At 68.0% G+C, this 17,440-nt stretch carries 14 protein-coding genes; 11 read left to right on the forward strand and 3 right to left on the reverse strand.

Annotated elements, in window-relative coordinates:
- Positions 1 to 132 precede the first annotated feature (132 nt).
- From AC1D0A_RS18645 to AC1D0A_RS18655, 3 genes are all read left to right on the forward strand, one after another.
- Complete coding sequence (locus tag AC1D0A_RS18645) at positions 133 to 1,506, forward strand: MFS transporter (RefSeq protein ID WP_372702868.1); 1,374 nt, start codon at positions 133 to 135, stop codon at positions 1,504 to 1,506.
- Between the two features lie 26 nt (positions 1,507 to 1,532).
- Positions 1,533 to 2,309 carry an SDR family NAD(P)-dependent oxidoreductase gene (locus tag AC1D0A_RS18650; RefSeq protein ID WP_018775918.1) on the forward strand — a complete coding sequence of 259 codons (777 nt, stop codon included), beginning with the start codon at positions 1,533 to 1,535 and terminating at the stop codon, positions 2,307 to 2,309.
- A gap of 107 nt (positions 2,310 to 2,416) precedes the next feature.
- Positions 2,417 to 3,550, forward strand: coding sequence for an LOG family protein (locus tag AC1D0A_RS18655; protein WP_476946506.1), 1,134 nt, complete (start codon positions 2,417 to 2,419; stop codon positions 3,548 to 3,550).
- A gap of 4 nt (positions 3,551 to 3,554) precedes the next feature.
- Here AC1D0A_RS18655 and AC1D0A_RS18660 read toward each other — a convergent pair whose 3' ends face one another.
- The 3 genes from AC1D0A_RS18660 to AC1D0A_RS18670 form a co-directional block, all read right to left on the reverse strand.
- Positions 3,555 to 4,514, reverse strand: coding sequence for a matrixin family metalloprotease (locus AC1D0A_RS18660; RefSeq protein ID WP_243181576.1), 960 nt, complete (start codon positions 4,512 to 4,514; stop codon positions 3,555 to 3,557).
- On the reverse strand, positions 4,514 to 5,806 hold the full coding sequence (locus AC1D0A_RS18665) for a VIT1/CCC1 transporter family protein (protein ID WP_028275623.1): 1,293 nt from the start codon (positions 5,804 to 5,806) through the stop codon (positions 4,514 to 4,516). The genes AC1D0A_RS18660 and AC1D0A_RS18665 overlap by 1 nt, the downstream gene beginning before the upstream one ends.
- Positions 5,807 to 6,128: 322 nt before the next feature.
- Positions 6,129 to 7,799 (reverse strand): sodium:solute symporter family protein, encoded by a 1,671-nt coding sequence (locus AC1D0A_RS18670; RefSeq protein ID WP_476946507.1) that lies wholly within the window; start codon positions 7,797 to 7,799, stop codon positions 6,129 to 6,131.
- 280 nt (positions 7,800 to 8,079) lie between these two features.
- Between AC1D0A_RS18670 and AC1D0A_RS18675 the strand changes: the two genes are divergently transcribed.
- From AC1D0A_RS18675 to AC1D0A_RS18710, 8 genes are all read left to right on the forward strand, one after another.
- On the forward strand, positions 8,080 to 8,655 hold the full coding sequence (locus tag AC1D0A_RS18675) for a helix-turn-helix domain-containing protein (protein WP_028275626.1): 576 nt from the start codon (positions 8,080 to 8,082) through the stop codon (positions 8,653 to 8,655).
- 102 nt (positions 8,656 to 8,757) lie between these two features.
- The gene (locus tag AC1D0A_RS18680; RefSeq protein ID WP_476946508.1) at positions 8,758 to 9,534 is read left to right on the forward strand and encodes a hypothetical protein; all 777 of its coding nucleotides are present in this window, start codon (positions 8,758 to 8,760) and stop codon (positions 9,532 to 9,534) included.
- Positions 9,535 to 9,774: 240 nt separating this feature from the next.
- Positions 9,775 to 11,232: an ammonium transporter gene (locus tag AC1D0A_RS18685; protein WP_476946509.1), complete on the forward strand. Its 1,458-nt coding sequence runs from the start codon at positions 9,775 to 9,777 to the stop codon at positions 11,230 to 11,232.
- A complete protein-coding gene (locus AC1D0A_RS18690) occupies positions 11,229 to 11,570 on the forward strand; it encodes a P-II family nitrogen regulator (protein WP_476946510.1) in 342 nt (113 codons plus the stop codon). Before AC1D0A_RS18685 ends, AC1D0A_RS18690 begins: the two co-directional genes overlap by 4 nt.
- Before the next feature lie 92 nt (positions 11,571 to 11,662).
- Positions 11,663 to 12,742, forward strand: coding sequence for an agmatinase (speB, locus tag AC1D0A_RS18695; protein ID WP_476946511.1), 1,080 nt, complete (start codon positions 11,663 to 11,665; stop codon positions 12,740 to 12,742).
- A complete protein-coding gene (locus AC1D0A_RS18700) occupies positions 12,739 to 14,427 on the forward strand; it encodes a thiamine pyrophosphate-binding protein (protein ID WP_476946512.1) in 1,689 nt (562 codons plus the stop codon). The genes speB and AC1D0A_RS18700 overlap by 4 nt, the downstream gene beginning before the upstream one ends.
- Positions 14,428 to 14,526: 99 nt before the next feature.
- Positions 14,527 to 15,012 (forward strand): MarR family winged helix-turn-helix transcriptional regulator, encoded by a 486-nt coding sequence (locus AC1D0A_RS18705; protein ID WP_476946513.1) that lies wholly within the window; start codon positions 14,527 to 14,529, stop codon positions 15,010 to 15,012.
- A gap of 103 nt (positions 15,013 to 15,115) precedes the next feature.
- Entirely contained in the window at positions 15,116 to 17,119 is a 2,004-nt protein-coding gene (locus tag AC1D0A_RS18710) for an MDR family MFS transporter (protein WP_476946532.1), read from the forward strand.
- Positions 17,120 to 17,440 lie beyond the last annotated feature (321 nt).

Here is a 17,440-nt window from a genome sequence, read left to right on the forward strand (position 1 = left end):
AATCAGATGTCTGACATCTGACTCAACAAGAATCCTGCAGCACGCGCTTCCAGGCGGGCAGGATGACCACCCCAATCCACCGCTTTCCTCACCCGGCACAGCCGCAGGGCAGGAAAACACTTAAGAAGGTCGATGATGACTTCATTAGCCCCCAAGTCCTTCGGACTCGGCGAACTGGGCGACCGCACGCTCCGCAAGGTCCGCCGCCGCGTCATGCCCCTGATTGTCCTGCTCTACTTCGTTGCCTACCTGGACCGCAACAACGTCGGATTCGCCAAACTCACCATGAGCGAGGACATCGGCCTGAACTCCGCTGCCTACGGTCTGGGCGCCGGCATCTTCTTCCTTGGCTACGCCCTCCTGGAGGTTCCCAGCAACGCCGGCATGTACCGGTTCGGAGCCCGGAAATGGCTGGCCCGCATCCTGATCACGTGGGGTATCTTCGCCACCGCCATGTGCCTGGTGAACGGTGAAACCACGTATTACATCGTCCGGTTCCTGCTCGGTGCCGCCGAGGCCGGCTTCTTCCCGGCGATCCTGTTCTACCTGACGCTGTGGTTCCCCGCCGCGCAGCGCGTCACCGTGTTGGGCATCTTCATCCTTGCCCAGCCCGTATCCAACGCGCTCGGCGCCCCGGTATCCGGGCTCCTGCTGCAGATGGACGGCGTCATGGGCCTCCAGGGCTGGCAGTGGCTCTACATCATCGAAGGCATCCCGGCGATCGCCCTCGGCCTGCTGACGCCCATCCTCATGACTGACCGTCCGCGGGACGCCAAATGGCTCGAAGCCGACGAGCGCAACTGGCTCACCGCCACTATGGACGCCGAACTGGCTGCCAAGTCCCAGTCGGGCAAGCACAACTTCATGGCCGGGCTCAAGGACAAGCGCACCCTGGTCTACTCCGCCCTGTACTTCGGCCTGGTGTGCGGGATCTACGGCCTGGGCCTGTGGATGCCCACCATCGTCGCGGCCCTCGGCAAGTTCTCCACGGCAGAGGTCGGCTTCATCGTCTTCATCCCCTATGCCGTGGCCGCAGTATTCGTCTACTTCTGGAGCAAGCGCGCGGACCGGACCGGCAAGCGTGCCTGGCACGCCTCGGTCAGCATGGTGCTTGCGGGCGTCGGACTCGTGGCCGCCGGCTACCTGCTGCCGGTCAACCCGTTCCTCGCGATGGTCGGCCTGACGCTCTCCGCCATGGGGATCTACGGGGCGATCGCCCCCTTCCTCTCGATGCCCTCCGCGGCGCTGACCGGTGCGGCTGCCGCTTCCGGGCTGGCCCTGGTGAACTCCCTCGGAAACCTCGGCGGCTTCATCTCCCCGTACGCGGTCGGCCTCCTCAAGGACGCCACCGGAAGCAACCAGAGCGGGCTCCTGTTCCTGTCCCTGTGCCTGTGCATCACGGCCGTGGCCACCTACCTGTACGCCCGCCGGCGCCCCGAAGGCGACGCCGGCCTTGACCCCGCGGTCGCAGCGGCTGCCGCCGTCGACCCGGCCAAAGTATCCTGATCCGAACCCCCGAAGGAATCTTCGTCATGACATCAATTACCCCGTTCCCCACTGAACGCACCGTGGTCCTGACCGGAGCCGCGTCAGCCCGCGGCATCGGCCGTGCCGCGGCCGACCGCCTGGCCAGCGAGGGCTGGTCCATCGCAATCCTGGACATCAATGCCGAGGACGCCAGCGCCGCTGCCGCCGAAATCGGTTCCAACCGTGCGGTCAAGGCCATCGGCGTCGGTGCGGACGTCTCCGACGCCGCGTCGGTTGACCGTGCCATCACCGAGATCGAGGGCTCGCTGCCCCCGATCGTCGCGCTGGCCAACCTGGCCGGCATCAGTTCCCCGACGCCGTTCATGGACACCACTGTCGAGGAATGGGACAAGGTCTTCGCCATCAACATGCGCGGATCCTTCATCGTTTCCCAGCGCGTGCTCAAGGGCATGATCGAGCGCAAGCTGGGCCGGATCGTGAGCATCTCCTCGATTTCGGCACAGCGGGGCGGCGGCACCTACTCAAAGGTCGCCTACAGCGCCTCCAAGGCCGGGATCATCGGATTCACCCGCGCCCTGGCCCGCGAGGTGGGCGAGTTTGGGGTCACGGTCAACGCCATCGCCCCCGGCCCCATCGACACCGACATCATGGGCGGCACCCTGAGCGAGGAACGCAAGGCACAGATGTCGGAGGGCATCATGATGGGGCGGGTCGGCAGCCGCGAGGAAGTGGCGGCCCTGATCGCCTTCCTGCTCGGCCCGGACGCCGGTTACATCACCGCGGCCACCTATGACATCAACGGCGGCCTCCAGGTCTCCTAACCTGCACGCACCCCCGTTGCGCTATCACTTTTGGGCCTCAAGATCCCGGAATGGCCACCAGGAGTGATGGCGCCACGGGGAGCTTGGCCACGGTCTAGGCTGGCTCCATGAGCGCCGCCCGCAGCCTTCACCCCAGCCCCCGCACGTTGGAGGTCGAGAGCCTTGCCGGTTTCGACCGGCTGGTCGCGGCGGGGGCGCGCAGCATGCACGGCTGGCACGTCCAGTCGCTGGACCTGCGGGGCCGCCGGGCCCAGCTGGAGGCGTTTGAGGCCCAGGGCGCGGTCTTCCTGGGCTGCAGGTTCGACGACGGTGTGGAGGATTTGCTGCGCGGCCGGGGCGCCCTCATCTTTCCCCGGCTCACGGCCGTGCCGTTCAACCCCTACCGCGGGCAGCTGTACACGCCGCAGGAACTCTATTCCGGGATCGCCACCACACCCTACGAGGACACGCTCGACGCGCGGGTGTACCAATGGAGCATCCGGCCGGGCCAGCGCCGCCGGCTGGATGCGACACTGGCCGCCGCCCTGCATGACCACTCGATCGGCGTGGCACTCGACGAACTGGCCGGCACCTATCTCCGCACCGGCCGCACGATGGTGGGGGTCATGGGCGGGCACATCGCCCGCCGCGGCACCGCCGTCTTTGAGGGCGCCGCGCTGCTGGGCCGGCTGCTGGCCCGCAGCGGCCGGGTGGTGGCCACGGGCGGCGGCCCCGGGGCCATGGAGGCCGCGAATCTTGGCGCCTTCCTCAGCGAGGCCCCCGAACCGGACTTCCGGCGGGCTCTGGCCGACCTCTCGGCGGTGCCGTCCTTCCGCCCGTCGGTGGCCGCCTGGGCGCGGACGGCCGCGGCGGTCGCCCAACGCCACCCGGAGGGTGTGCCGTCGCTGGGGATTCCCACATGGTTTTACGGTCATGAACCACCGAACTTCTTCGCCACGCATGTGGCCAAATACTTCGCGAATGCCATCCGGGAAGCCATCCTGCTTGAACTGTGCAACGGCGGGATCGTCTTTTTGCCGGGTTCGGGCGGCACGGTCCAGGAGATCTTTCAGGACGCCTGCGAGAACTACTACGCCGCCCCGGAAACCGTCACTCCCATGGTCCTGGTGGGGCACGAGCACTGGCTGCGGCGATTCCCGGCCTGGCCCCTCTTGCAGAGCCTGGCGTCCGGGCGCCGGATGGAGGGAAGGATCTTCCTGGTCGATACGGTCGAAGAAGCCCTTGAAGCGCTGGAGCGCTAGGGGGTCAGAGATCCTTGCGGCACTGGGCGTGGCCGAGCTCGTAGAGTCCGTTCAGGTCGCCGGCGGCAAGCCCGTCCGGGGCTCCGATCTCGGGGTACATCAGCTGGGCCGGGTCATCGACATGCTCCAGGCCCATCACATGGCCGAGCTCGTGCAGGATCACGGCCGTGGCATAGGCCGCTCCCTCGGAGCGGTCCAGGTCTTCCGCGATTTGCGGGGCATCCAGCTCCAGGCTGCCGGTGACGAAGCTTTTGGGGCCGTCGCCGAAACTGAAGTGTGTGCTTCCGCCCGTGCCGATCACCGGGCCTTTGAGCTGCGGTGCCTGCTCCGGGGTGGTCCAGGCGATCAGCAGCGGCGCCCACCGGTCCCCGTAGAGATCCCTTTGGTAGGGCGCACGTGTGGGCGAGGGGGCCTCGGACGTGGGGCCGTCATTGATGAAGGCGATCCCGGTGGCCTCGGAGATCGTCCGGATCGAGTCGTCCACGAGCCGCTCGGCACCCGGCGGGGCCAGGGCGGCATTGATGACGTAGTGCAGCGGGCGGCACGGCGAGTAACCCACCGGAGTGCCGTCGTCATTCGTTGCGAGGAACTTGTACGAGGTGCTGGCGGCCTCCGGTTTCCGGGCCGCGCCGAGGGGGTGGTCCTGCTCCTCGAGCCCGGGCGGGGGAGTGTCCGTCCGGTCTTCGCCGGCCGGCACGGCAGGCTGGCCGGATTTCTGGCCGGCCTGCGGCTGTGCCTGCAGGTCACTGCCTGCCTTGTTTTCTGCACTGTGCCCTGCGTTGTTCCCCGTTCCTCGGGAGACCTCGAAGAGGCCCGTGAACCTCGGATCGCCGTAGACGAGTCCGGCGGTGAGGAAGGCGCCGGCGGCGATCACCGCGGCGGCGGCGAGGTTCCTGATGATCCGCAGCGCGGTGGCGCGCCGGCTGTGCCGAGGGCCGCGGTCCCGAAATTCAGGGCCGTCCACTAGCCAACCACGGCGCCGAAGGCCATGCCCAGCAGGTACGTCACGCCCGCGGCACCCATGCCGATGGCCAGCTGGCGCAGGCCACGGGTGGCGGGCGAGGTACCGGAGAGCAGGCCCACCACGCCGCCGGTAAGCAGCAGCGCCAAGCCGACGAGGGACGCGGAAACCACCAGTGCGGCGAGTCCTGTCATGCCCAGCAGGAAGGGAATGATGGGCACGATCGCGCCAGAGGCGAAGAAGCAGAAGCTCGACGCCGCCGCGCCCCAGGCGGTGCCGACCGCCTCGTGCTGGTCCTCGCTTTCGGGCAGTTCCGGACGCAGGGACAGGCTGGGATCGCAGTCGCAGTCCAGCAGGCCCATCCGCTCCGCGACGCGGTGCTCGGCGGCCTCCCGGGACATGCCGCGGGCCAGGTAGACGAGCAGGAGTTCGTTGTGCTCGATATCGAGCAGCGGCGCCGCCGCCAAGGTGATCTGGGTGGGTCGGGTCGCGGCGAGGAGCTCCCGCTGCGACCGCACGGAAATGAACTCGCCGGCCCCCATGGACAGTGCGCCGGCCAGCAGCCCGGCGACGCCGCTGAGGAGTACCACCTGGCTGCCCACGCCCGAGGCCGCCATGCCCATGACGAGGGACAGGTTGCTGACCAGCCCGTCGTTGGCGCCGAAGACGGCGGCGCGGAACGTTCCGGCCAGCCGGTTGCGGCCCCGGGTGGCCAGCCCGCGGACCACTTCTTCGTGGATCTGCTCGTCGGCGACCATGGCCGGGGTGGCGAAGGATTCGGTGGCGTACGGGGAGCGGCTCTCCGCCCGCTGGGCCAGGGCCAGGACGAAGACCGAGCCGAAGTGCCGGGCCAGGAAGCCCAGGAACCGGCTCCGGAGTGAGGCATGCCGGTCCTTGCCGGCGTGATCGCCCAGCAACTGGAGCCAGTGCGCTTCATGGCGTCCCTCGGCCTCGGCCAGCGCCAGCAGGATGGCGCGCTCCTCCCCGGCGCGGTTCTGCGCCAGGTCCCGGTAGACGGCCGCCTCGGCACGTTCATCGGCGAGATACTGTCGCCAGCGCTTGATGTCCGCTGCGCTGGGCGCTGCGCTCGCGTCTGTTGCGGGCGAGGGGCTCGGTGCGCTGACCGGAGCGGCAGTGGAGGGAGCCGCCCCGGGGGCAGCAGAAGCGTGCGGCGAGGCAGGGCGCGGGTCCGTATCGCGGACCGAAGAGGGCTGTGTCGGGTGGTGCTGCGAAGAATCGTTGCGGTCCGATTCGGTGTGCTGAGACACGAAAAACTCCTGGGTTTGGTCGGGCATGGTCCGGCCCCATTGCGACTCCAGACTACCCCGTATTTCCGCGCTTTTCCGGCTGGCAATCCTCAGTGGAAAGTTTAGGGAGGCCGTAACTGCCCGGCTCCGGCGGGCCCGCCCGCAGCCGCTTTCCGGCGGCAATTGTGAGCCCTTGACCGCCCGGGTCCGCGGTGTTCGAATGAAACCCAGGGCGGGCTCCCCGGGGCCTTGCCGCCACCGAAGCCGCATGGAGGTTGCATCATGGAGAGCACCGCATCACATCCCATCCAGCCGGCCCGGGAGTCACTCGAGTCCGATCCCGCCTACGACTACGCCGAGGACGCGCCCGTCAGTGATGCCGCGGAGACCGAGGACGAGGAGCTTCTCGAAGAGGCCGACCGGCTCGTTCCCCTGGACGCGGAAGACTTCCTGGGCGACGAGAAGCCGGTGGTGCCCGTGGAAGGTGAGGAATTCCTTGCGCCGGAGGAAAATGAGTGATCCTCCCGCGGCCCGTTAAGGTGCCTAAAGGCCGACGGCGGCGCCCCCCACGCCGGCGCCAGTTCTGCATGACCGCAGGATCCGTCGGCTTGGTCAGCAGCGAGACCGCGATATAGACGACTGCGGAAGCCGCCAGGCCGTAGTAGATGGGCTCGTTGGCGTAGATGCCGTCCAGCGGAACCTCGGCGTTGATTTCCAGGATAATCATGGTGCCGAGCGTGATGACCGAGCCCACCGCCATGGACGCCGCGGCGGCGACGCCGGTGCCGCGCTTCCAGACCAGGCCGCCAAGGATGGCCACGAGCAGGCCGCCAACCAGGATGTCGTACGCAATGGTCAGGGCCGCGACAACGTCCTTGGTGACGATGGCGATCACGATTGCCACGATGCCCAGGCCCAGGACCCACATGCGGTTGGCCTTGACGTCGTGTTCCGGGTTGTCGGTGTCATCGGTGTTGACCGTCTTGCCGAACCAGCCGGCAACGAACGGCAGCACATCGGCGCGGGCCACGGTGGCGGCCGCGATCAGGGCGCCGGAGGCGGTGGACATCATGGCGGCGACGGCGGCGGCCAGCACGAGGCCGCCGATGCCGATGGGCAGCAGGTGGGTGGCGACCTCGGCGTAGACGACATCCTTGCCCAGGGCCTTGACGTCGATCTGCGGCAGGGCCACCCGGGCGCCGAGGCCGATCAGGGCGCCGGCAGCGCCGTAGAGAATGCAGTAGATGCCGGCCGTGGCGCCGCCCCAGCGGGCAACTTCAGGTGTCTTGGCGGTGAACACACGCTGCCAGATGTCCTGGCCGATCAGCAGGCCGAGGGTGTAGACCACAAAGTACGTGATGATCGTCTGGGCGCCGATGCCGTCGATCTGGAAGAAGGTGGCGTCCACCCGGCTGCGGATCCCGTCGAGGCCGCCGGCGGCGTTGAGCGTGAACGGCAGCATCAGGAAGAAGATGCCGACCGTCTTGATGACGAACTGGACCTGGTCGGCCAGCGTGATGGACCACATGCCGCCGATGGTCGAGTACACCAGCACGATGGCCCCGCCGACGGCGATCGCGAGGGCGCGGTCCCAGCCGAAGAGCACCACGAAGATGGTGGCGTAGGCGCCCGTGGAGGTGGCGCAGAGCATCAGCGTGTAGGCAAGCATGACGATGCCCGAGGTCTGCGTGGCGTTGCTGCCGTAGCGCAGGGTCAGCATCTGGGAGACGGTATAGATCTTCAGCTTCTGGATGGTGCTGGCGAAGAGCAGGCTCAGCAGCAGGACGCCGGCGCCGATTGCGACGACGAGCCACATGCCGGAGATGCCGAACTTGTAGCCCAGGCCCACGCCGCCGACGGTCGAGGCACCGCCCAGGACGACGGCGGCCATGGTTCCGGTGTAGAGGAACGGGCCGAGGCGGCGGCCGGCGACGAGGAAGTCGCTATTGTTCTTAGTGCGGGACTTGCCCCACCATCCGAACGCCAGCATGGCGGCCAGGTACACCACCACGATTGCGATGTTGACGAAAGTTGCGTCCATATAAAGGCTCCTTGGAGCTGGTTGACAGCGGATGCGGGCCTGCCGGGCCTCAACAGTATGTTCGGCAAGGCCGCTGCTGCGGGAAGTGGTTAGAGGAGGATTTCCGTCGGAACCCCCCGTATTGCCTAATAGGCAACACATGTTGCCAAAGAGTATGTTGTGACGCCGGTAACAGTCAAGACGCAGGGCGTGGTGCCGCCGCCTCCGCGTCACGAAGGCCCGCTCCCGCTAGGATTGCTCCAATGATGGGGCCAAGCGGCCGGCCGTGAAAGGTTCCTAAATGAAGGCTCTACCAGTTGAACCGAGCAACGTTCCCGTTGCCATCGGTTCGCGGATCCGCGCGGCCAGACAGTCCCAGCGGCTCACGATTGAACAGGTCGCAGACGCCACCGGGCTCACCAAGGGATTCCTGAGCCGGGTCGAGCGGGATCTCACCTCGCCCTCGGTTGCCTCCCTGGTGACGCTGTGCCAGGTTCTGTCCATCTCCATTGGCGACCTCTTCGCCGCACCCGAAACGCACCTCACGAAGCAGAATGAGGGCCCCCGAATCTCCCTCGGCGGCGAGGGGATCGTCGAGCGGCTGCTGACCGCGCGCTCCGAGCGCCGCGTCCAGATCATCCAGGCCGTGATCGAGCCGCGCGGGCGCGGCGAGTCCGAGCTCTATGCCGTGGACTGCGACGTCGACGTCCTGCATGTGGTCAAGGGCAGCATCCGCCTGATCCTCACCAATGAGGAATTCGAGCTCAGCGCCGGGGACACCGTGACGTTTCCCGGCCGGGAACCGCACACGTGGGTGAATCCCACGGACGACGCCGTCGAGGTGCTGTGGGTGCTCGTGCCCGCCGCCAGCCGCTGAGGGCATGAACGCATCCGCAACCACCGCAAAAGTATCCGCACGGCGCACGCCGGAGATACACAGGACGAGCCGAAGCCGCTCGCGTCATCAACTGGGGGATCCATGAACCGCAACCACGTCTTTCCGTCCCTGGCCGTGGCCGCCGCGCTCGCGGCCGCCCTTGGCCTAAGCTCGTGCGCCGCCCCGGGCCAGCGGGCCGGCGAAGCGGCAAGCGGTCCCGCCGGTGAAACCGCGGCCCCGGCGCAGCAGGAATCCGGCGCGGCCGCCACGACCGCCTCCTCCGCCGCTTCGGCCCTGCCCTCGGCTGCCCCGAGCGCCTCCGCTACGCCCGTCCCGGCCGCACCCACGGCCACGGCCAGCGCGGTGGCCGGCGTGAAAACCTTCACCTTCCCGGACGGGCACCTCTCCTTCTCCTATCCGAGCAGCTGGTCCGTCCGGTTGGTGGGCTCGCCCGAGAACGCGGCCAAGCTGCGGGGCCTGCAGGCGGTCATCGCCGACGCCACCGGCAACGAACTGGCTTCCATCACCAGCAGCACCAGCGCCAGCAACGCCTCCGGCCCGGTGGCCCGCACCGTGCTGGACACCGCCCCGGTGCCGGGGCTGAAAGATGTGGACGGCGAACAGCTGGCCTTCGGCTTCGCGTTCGATTCCCTTGCCGACCAGTCCGATTTCCACATGAGCGTGCGCAAGCAACGCGACTTCGCGTCCGCGGTCTCTGACTCCGGCTCCGCCTACGTCAGCTTCGCCAACGGCGGGGCGGAAGCCAAGGTGCTCTTCGGCAGCCCGGCGTTTGCCTCTGTCGACGCCGCCAAAGCCTGGATGACCACGGAGCAGTACAGCCAGCTCAAGCGCCTGCTGCTCACCCTCAAGTACAGCTGACCTCCCTTTTCTTGGTGAGATCGGCCGTGGTGAGATGTACGTCACATCCCGGCAATCTGCCGGAAACGGCAATTTAATGCCCGGAGCCGGCACGTAACGTGCCCGCAAGAATGGGAAAGCCTTCCCGAAACACTCCGTGAGTAGCGTCAACGGCGGGGGGACGCTCGTCAGTCCCAAACGTCACATGGTCTCGCCGCATCGGCGCCCTCGGAGCGCCGGCACTCGAGGAAGGCTCCCGCTATGAAGTTCTCTGTGCTTGCAGTAGGAATGGCAACGGATCCGCAGGTCCTTGACCCCGGATCGACCGCGTGGATGCTCACGGCATCCGCTCTGGTCCTCCTGATGACCCCCGGTCTTGCGTTCTTCTACGGCGGGCTCGTCAGAATGAAGTCCGTCCTCAACATCATGATGATGAGCTTCGGCGCCATGGGCGTTGTGGGCGTCGTCTGGGCCCTGTGGGGCTATGGCCTGGCATTCGGCCCGGATGCGCTGGGAGGATTCGTCGGGGATCCCTTCACCAACTTCGGCCTGAGCGGGCTGACCACCAGCATCGGCTCCAAGGCGGCAGGCCTGCCGGACATGATCTTCGTCGGCTTCCAGGCCACGTTCGCCATCATCACCGTCGCACTGATCAGCGGCGCGGTGGCCGAGCGCGTCCGGTTCGGCCCCTGGCTCCTCTTTGCGGCCCTTTGGGTCACGCTCGTTTACGCGCCGATCGCGCACTGGGTCTGGGGCGGCGGCATCTTCGGACCTACCGGCATCATCGGCAGCAAGATCTCGGCCCTCGACTTCGCCGGCGGCACGGTGGTCCACATGAACGCAGGCATTGCCGGACTCATGCTTGCCGTGGTTCTGGGCAAGCGGCTCGGCTTCATGAAAGACCCCAACATCCGTCCGCACAACCTGCCGTTCGTGATGCTCGGCGCAGGGCTGCTCTGGTTCGGCTGGTTCGGCTTCAACGCCGGTTCGGAACTCGCCGCCGACGCCACGGCCGCCCTGGCCTGGACCAACACGCTGCTCGCCACCAGCGCCGCCCTGCTGGGCTGGCTGCTCGTGGAGCGGCTTCGCGACGGGCATGCCACCTCGCTCGGCGCCGCCTCGGGAGCCGTCGCGGGACTCGTGGCGGTCACCCCGGCCTGCGGATTCATCGACCCCATCGGCGCCATCCTGATCGGCGTGATCGCCGGTGCCGTCTGCGCGCTCGCCGTCGGGCTGAAGTTCAAGATCGGGCTCGACGACTCCCTGGACGTCGTGGCCGTGCACTTCGTCGGCGGCCTGTGGGGGACCCTGGCCCTCGGATTCTTCGCGCTTCCGTCCACCAAGACGGCCGGCGGCCTGTTCTACGGCGGCGGCCTGGCGCAGTTCTGGCCACAGATTCTCACCGCCCTGATCGTCACGGCATGGAGCGCCGCCATGACCACACTGATTGGCTTCGCGATCCACAAGAGCATCGGCATGCGCGTTTCCGAGGCCGACGAGCTCTCCGGCATTGACGTGACGGAGCACGCCGAAACGGCGTATGAACTCCTCATGGTCGGCGGCAGCTTCCACCCCGGTGACCCGCATGCCCGGACTGACGCGGCCGAGGCCCACACGGCGGCCCATGCCGGGACCCCGGCCGGGACCCAGGCCGAAGTCCCAGCCGGGACCAAAGCCGAGGCCGAGGGTGAGGCCGTCCGCGGCAGGGTATCGTCATGAAGCTCGTCACGGCGATTGTGCGGCCGGAGCGGGTCGCGACCGTTAGCGCGGCCCTGGAGCGGGCCGGGGTCAACGGCCTGACCGTGAGCCAGGCCAGCGGCTACGGCCGGCAGCGGGGCCATACCGAGGTGTACCGGGGCGCCGAATACAGCTCGGACCTGCTGCCCAAGGTGCGGCTCGAAGTCCTGGTCGACGAGGGCGCCCTCGGCGCCGTCATGGCTGCCATTGAAGAGGGCGGGCGCACGGGCCGCTACGGCGATGGCAAGATCTGGATTGTCGAGGTGCGCGACGCCGTCCGCGTCCGCACGGGGGAGCGGGGCGCGTCGGCCATCGCCTGAAGTGGTTGGTAAACAAATGATGCGCAATACGAAACTTCGAGTGTATGATGGCTGTCACAACCGTCGGTCAATCCTCGAAGGAGAGGCTTCTTTTGGAAGAGCTGCGCATCGAGGCCAATGGCAACCTTGGCCCCATCGATTCATCCCGCGTCCCACGCTACGCCGGGGCTGCCACATATGCCCGCCTGCCGCGCCTGGACCAGGTGGCCAAGGCAGACGTCACGGTGGTCGGCGTGCCGTTCGACACCGGCGTCTCCTACCGCCCCGGCGCCCGCTTCGGGGCCAACCACATCCGTGAGGCCAGCCGTCTGCTGCGGCCGTACAACCCGGCCTGGGACGTCAGCCCCTTCGAGAACGTCCAGGTTGCCGACGCCGGCGACATGGCGGTCAACCCCTTCAACATCAACGACGCCATCGAAACGATCCAGCAGAACGCCCTGGACCTGACGGCGTCCGGCAGCAAGCTCGTCACCCTCGGCGGCGACCACACCATCGCCCTGCCGCTGTTGCGCGCCGCCGCCGAGCGCGCCGGCGGGCCCATTGCCATGCTGCACTTCGACGCGCACCTGGACACCTGGGATACCTACTTCGGCGCCGAGTACACCCACGGCACACCCTTCCGCCGCGCCGTCGAGGAAGGCATCCTGGACACCGAGGCCATCAGCCACATCGGCACCCGCGGTCCGCTCTACGGCAAGAAGGACCTCGACGACGACCACCGCTTCGGCTTCGGCATCGTCACCTCCGCCGACGTCTACTACCAGGGCGTCCTGGAGACGGTCGCAAAGGTCCGGGACCGGATCGGCAACCGCCCGCTCTATATCTCCGTGGACATCGACGTCCTTGACCCCGCCCACGCCCCGGGCACCGGCACGCCGGAAGCAGGCGGCATCACGAGCCGCGAGCTGCTGGAAATCATCCGCGGGTTCCGCGGCATGAACCTCGTCGGTGCCGACGTCGTCGAGGTCGCCCCGGCGTACGACCACGCCGAGATCACCGGTGTGGCGGCAAGCCACGTCGCCTACGAACTCGTGACACTGATGGCGGACCGCGCCGTCGAAGGGGACCGCTTCGGCAGCCCGAACGGCTACGCTGCCCAGGCCCTCGGCCAGGAATCCCACCGCCCCGCTGGCTTCGGCTCCCCTGTGGCATCGCCGGTGGCTTCGCGATGACCGGCGTGCGCAACGGCGGGGACCTCGTCGTCGAGACCCTTGAGGCGCTCGGCGCCAAGACGGTCTTCGGCATCCCGGGCCAGCACGCCCTGGGCCTGTTCGACGCGATGGGCCGCGGGAACCTGCACTTCGTCTCCTCCCGGGTTGAAAACAACTCGGCCTTCGCCGCCGACGGCTACTCCCGCGCCACCGGCGAAGTCGGCGTGCTGTTCCTGTCCACCGGTCCGGGCGCGCTGACGTCCCTGGCCGGGCTGCAGGAGGCTTACGCCACCGGAGTTCCCATGGTGGTCGTGGCCAGCCAGATCCCGCTCGAGGGCCTTGGTGCCCGGCGCAAGGGCATGCTGCACCAGCTCGATGACCAGAAGGCCTCGGCCGCGAACGTCACCAAGTCCCAGCGGCTGATCCAGCACGCCTCCGGCATCCCCTCGGCCATCCAGGATGCCTGGACCGAGGCGATCTCCTCGCCGCAGGGCCCCGTGTGGCTCGAAATCCCGCAGAACGTCCTGCTGGACCCCATCATGGTGCCTCCCGTGGAGGACGCCCTCGCCGAAGCGGCCGACAACCCGCCCCGCGTGGAGCTGGTCCGCGAAGCCGTGAAATGGCTCTCGACGGCGGAACGTCCCGCCATCATCGCCGGCGGCGGCACCCGCCGCGGCCATGCCGAAAAGTCGCTGCTCTCGATTGCGGAGAAGCTGCGGGCGCCGGTCATCTGCACCCCGGGCGGCAACGGCGCGTTCCCGTGGAGCCATGAGCTCTCCCTGCAGTCCTGGATCGAAGACCAGTACATGACGGAGGTGCTCGAGGATGCCGACGTGCTGATCGTCATCGGCTCCTCCCTGGGCGAGGTCACCTCCAACTACTTCACCTTTGAACCTCGCGGCCGGATCATCCAGATCGACGCCGAGCCCCGCGTCCTGGAGTCCAACCGCCCGGGACTGGGCATCCGGGCGGACGCCGGCCAGGCCCTGGCCGCCCTCGACGCAGCCCTGACTGAACCGCACGGCGAACGCGCCGACTGGCACGGCACGGCTCCCGAGGTGCTCGTCAAGGACACCCTGGCCAAGGTCAAGGCCCGGCTCGAGTCCCAGGACCTCGGCAAGGAACTGAAGTTCATGGCCGACATCCGCGAGGCCGTTCCCGCGGCCATGCAGACGTTCTGGGACATGACCATCTCGGCATACTGGGGCTGGAGCTGCTGGGATGCCCGCGACGGCCAGTTCCACTCCGCGCAGGGCGCCGGCGGGCTGGGCTTCGGCTTCCCCGCGGCGATCGGCGGCGCCGTCGGGCTTGAAACCACCGGCACTTCCGCCGGCGCATCTGCCGGCGCATCTGCCGGACACGCCAGAGTGCTGGCCGTCTCCGGCGACGGCTCGGCGATGTACTCCATCTCCGAGCTCGCCACCGCCAAGCAGCACAACGTCCCGGTCACCTGGCTCATTGTGGACGACGGCGGCTACGGCATCCTGCGCGAATACATGGTCGGCGCCTTCGGCAAGGCCACGGCCACGGAGCTCGCCCGCCCCGACTTCGTCAAGCTGGCAGAGTCCTTCGGCGTCCCGGCTGTCCGGGTTTCTCCGGAGGACGTCGGGGACGCCCTGAAGGCGGGCTTCGCCGCGGACGGCCCCAACGTCGTCGTCGTCGAAACGCTGCTCCAGATGTTCGGCCCCACCCACATGGCCACGTAGCCGGACCAACACCACAGCAGCGCCGCTGCACAGTGCGGACCGGCCGGGTCTGCCCCTCACCGCGAGGGGCAGGCCGCAAACAAAAGAGGGGTGTCCATCATGTCAGTTGAATCCAACGCTGCAGCCAGACTCGTCTACCAGATCTTCGATCTCCAGCGCGCGGTCCGTTGCGTTGCCGCCGCCAGTCTGCGCGGGCAGGACACCGGAGTGGCGCTTCAGGGCGTTCTGCGCTTTGTGGGGGAGGGCGAATCCCGGGCCACGCATCTTGCGGAGCGGCTCGGCGTCAGCGCCCCGGTCCTCAGCCGGCACATCGCCGACCTCGAAGAGCACGGCTATGTGGTCCGCCGGCCCGACCCGGAAGACGGCCGCGCGCAACTGATCGCGCTGTCCGCCGCCGGCACGGAGAAACTGCGTGCCATCGAGGACCAGCGGACGGCCACCATCCAGGACCTGCTGCAGGACTGGAGCCAGGATGACGTCGAACTGACGGCGCGCACCCTCGAAAAACTTGCTGAGTCCCTCAGGACCTCAGCCCGGGCAACGACGGCCGGATCCACGAATACGACCGAAATTGTTGAGGAGTAGATATATGGCTAGCCACGCCGCCGCCACAGGGCCGTCCCCGGCCCCGTCGGACGTTGCGCAGGGGGCATCCCGCGCATCCCAGACCGCCGCAGAACCTGTGGCGATGACCCACCGCCAGATCATGGAGGCCCTCACCGGCCTGCTGGCGGCGTTCTTCACCGCCATCCTGAGCAGCACGATCGTCGCCAACGCGCTGCCCACCATCATGTCCGAACTCAAGGGCACCCAGACGGACTTCGCCTGGGTGATCACCGCCGCGCTCCTGGCCAACGCGGCAACCACCCCGATCTGGGGCAAGCTCGCGGACCTCTTCAACAAGAAGGTCCTCGTCCAGCTGAGCATCGTGATCTTCGTGGCGGGCTCCGTTATGGCCGGCCTGTCCGAGACCATCCCGCTGCTGCTGACCGCCCGTGTCATCCAGGGCATCGCCATGGGCGGCCTCACCGCCCTGGCCCAGGCCATCATCGGCTCCATGATCCCGCCGCGCGACCGCGGAAAGTACTCCGGCTACATGGGCGGCGTCATGGCCGTGGGCACGGCAGGCGGCCCGCTGCTCGGCGGCTTCATTGTCGACAGCCCGCTGGGGTGGCGCTGGACCTTCTTCGTCTGCGTCCCGCTCGCGGTGGTCGCACTCATCCTGCTGCAGGTCACCCTCAAGATCCAGCACGTCAAGCGCCCCGCCAAGATCGACTGGCTCGGCTCCATCCTGTTGACGTCCGGCGTCAGCCTGCTGCTCATCTGGGTCTCCTTCGCCGGCAATCCCGACTACTACGACTGGTGGTCGTGGCAGACGGTCGCCATGGTGGGCGGCGGCATCGTGCTCCTTGGCCTGCTCGTGCTGGTGGAATCCAAGGTCGCCCAGCCGATCATCCCGCTCAAGATCATCTCTGAGCGGACCACCGCCCTCGCAATCCTCGCCTCGGTGGCCGTCGGAGTGGGCATGTTCGGCTCCTCGACCTTCCTTGGCCAGTACTTCCAGGTGGCACGCGGCGCCACCCCCACCGAGGCCGGCCTGCTCACGCTGCCCATGATCGCCGGCAACCTCATCGGGTCGGTCGCCTCCGGCATGCTGATCAGCCGCACCGGCAAGTGGAAGCGGTACCTCGTGGCCGGCGCCATCTTGCTGATCGGCGGCCTGGGCCTGGCCGGCAGCATGGACCACACCACTGACCTGTGGCTGACCGGTATCTACACCGCCATCCTCGGCGTCGGCCTGGGCCTGCTGATGCAGAACCTCGTCCTCGCCGTCCAGAACACGGTCCAGGCCAAGGACATCGGCACGGCCAGCGCCTCTGTGGCCTTCTTCCGGTCCGTCGGCGGTGCGATCGGCGTCTCGGTCCTCGGCGCCGTGCTGGGCAACCGGGTCAAGGAGCTCGTCGTGGAGGGGCTGGCTTCGGCCGGCATCCAGGTTCCCGCCGGATCCGCGGGGGCCAGCATGGACCTCAAGGACATGCCGGCACCGATCCGCGACATCATGCGGGCCGCCTACGGCGACGCGATCGCCGAGGTCTTCCTGATCTCCGCAGTTGTCGGCCTCGTGGCGCTGGTGGCCATCCTGTTCATCAAGGAACGCCCGCTGCGCCGCACGGTCGACGTTCGGCCGGAACCCGCCGAAATCGCAGGGGACGCCGCGGATGCCGGGATGGCCGCGATGGCCGGTGCTACGGCCCCGGCTCTGGGAAACACGGGTTACACCAGGACCACAGGGAACGACGCCGTCGGGGCAGCGCCGTCTGCCGGAACCGGCATCGTTGACCTGGACCGGGAATTCATCGAGGTGCTCAGCCGGGACCGCGCCGAATCCCGCTTCCCCGATGCCGCCCGCCAGCGGACCCGGACCTTGGTGGCCGAGGACCGGCCCGAGGCCGCCGACGTCGTACCTGTGATGCTCCAGACCCAGCAGCTCCTCGCGGAGCAGCAACTGCTGCTGGCGGACGCCCTGCGCGCCGTGCACGAGCAGGCCGCCGAGCAGCGTGCGATCGCCACGGAACAGGCCCGGGTTGCCGGGGAGCTCACGGCCCTGCGCCGGCAGCTCGCCAAGCAGCGCAAGATGCAGCGCGCGGCTGCCGACTACATCGCCACCCACGGCCGGCACCGGACCGGGTAGCGCCGGCTCACAGTACCGGACCGCTGAGGCTCCGCGGCCGCCCGAGGGGGCGGCTGCGGGGCCTTCGTGCAGCAAGGCGGTTGCGGGGGGAGACCACAGGAGCCGCCTAAGTACGCCGTTTGGATGATATTCAGCTCCCGATGTTCCTCCCGGACGAGGGATTTCGTAGAGTTGGGTGGCTAAGGCTGTCGGTCCCATGGGCTAGTCTCCAATCAGCCTTCCAATAAACTTCACTATTTAGCTCTCCCCATACTTTGTTCTCCCCATAATTTGCTCTCCCCAAATTTGGTCTCCCTATAATTCAGTCTTCGTAAGGACTCG

This window comes from Arthrobacter sp. P1_D4 (assembly GCF_056406115.1).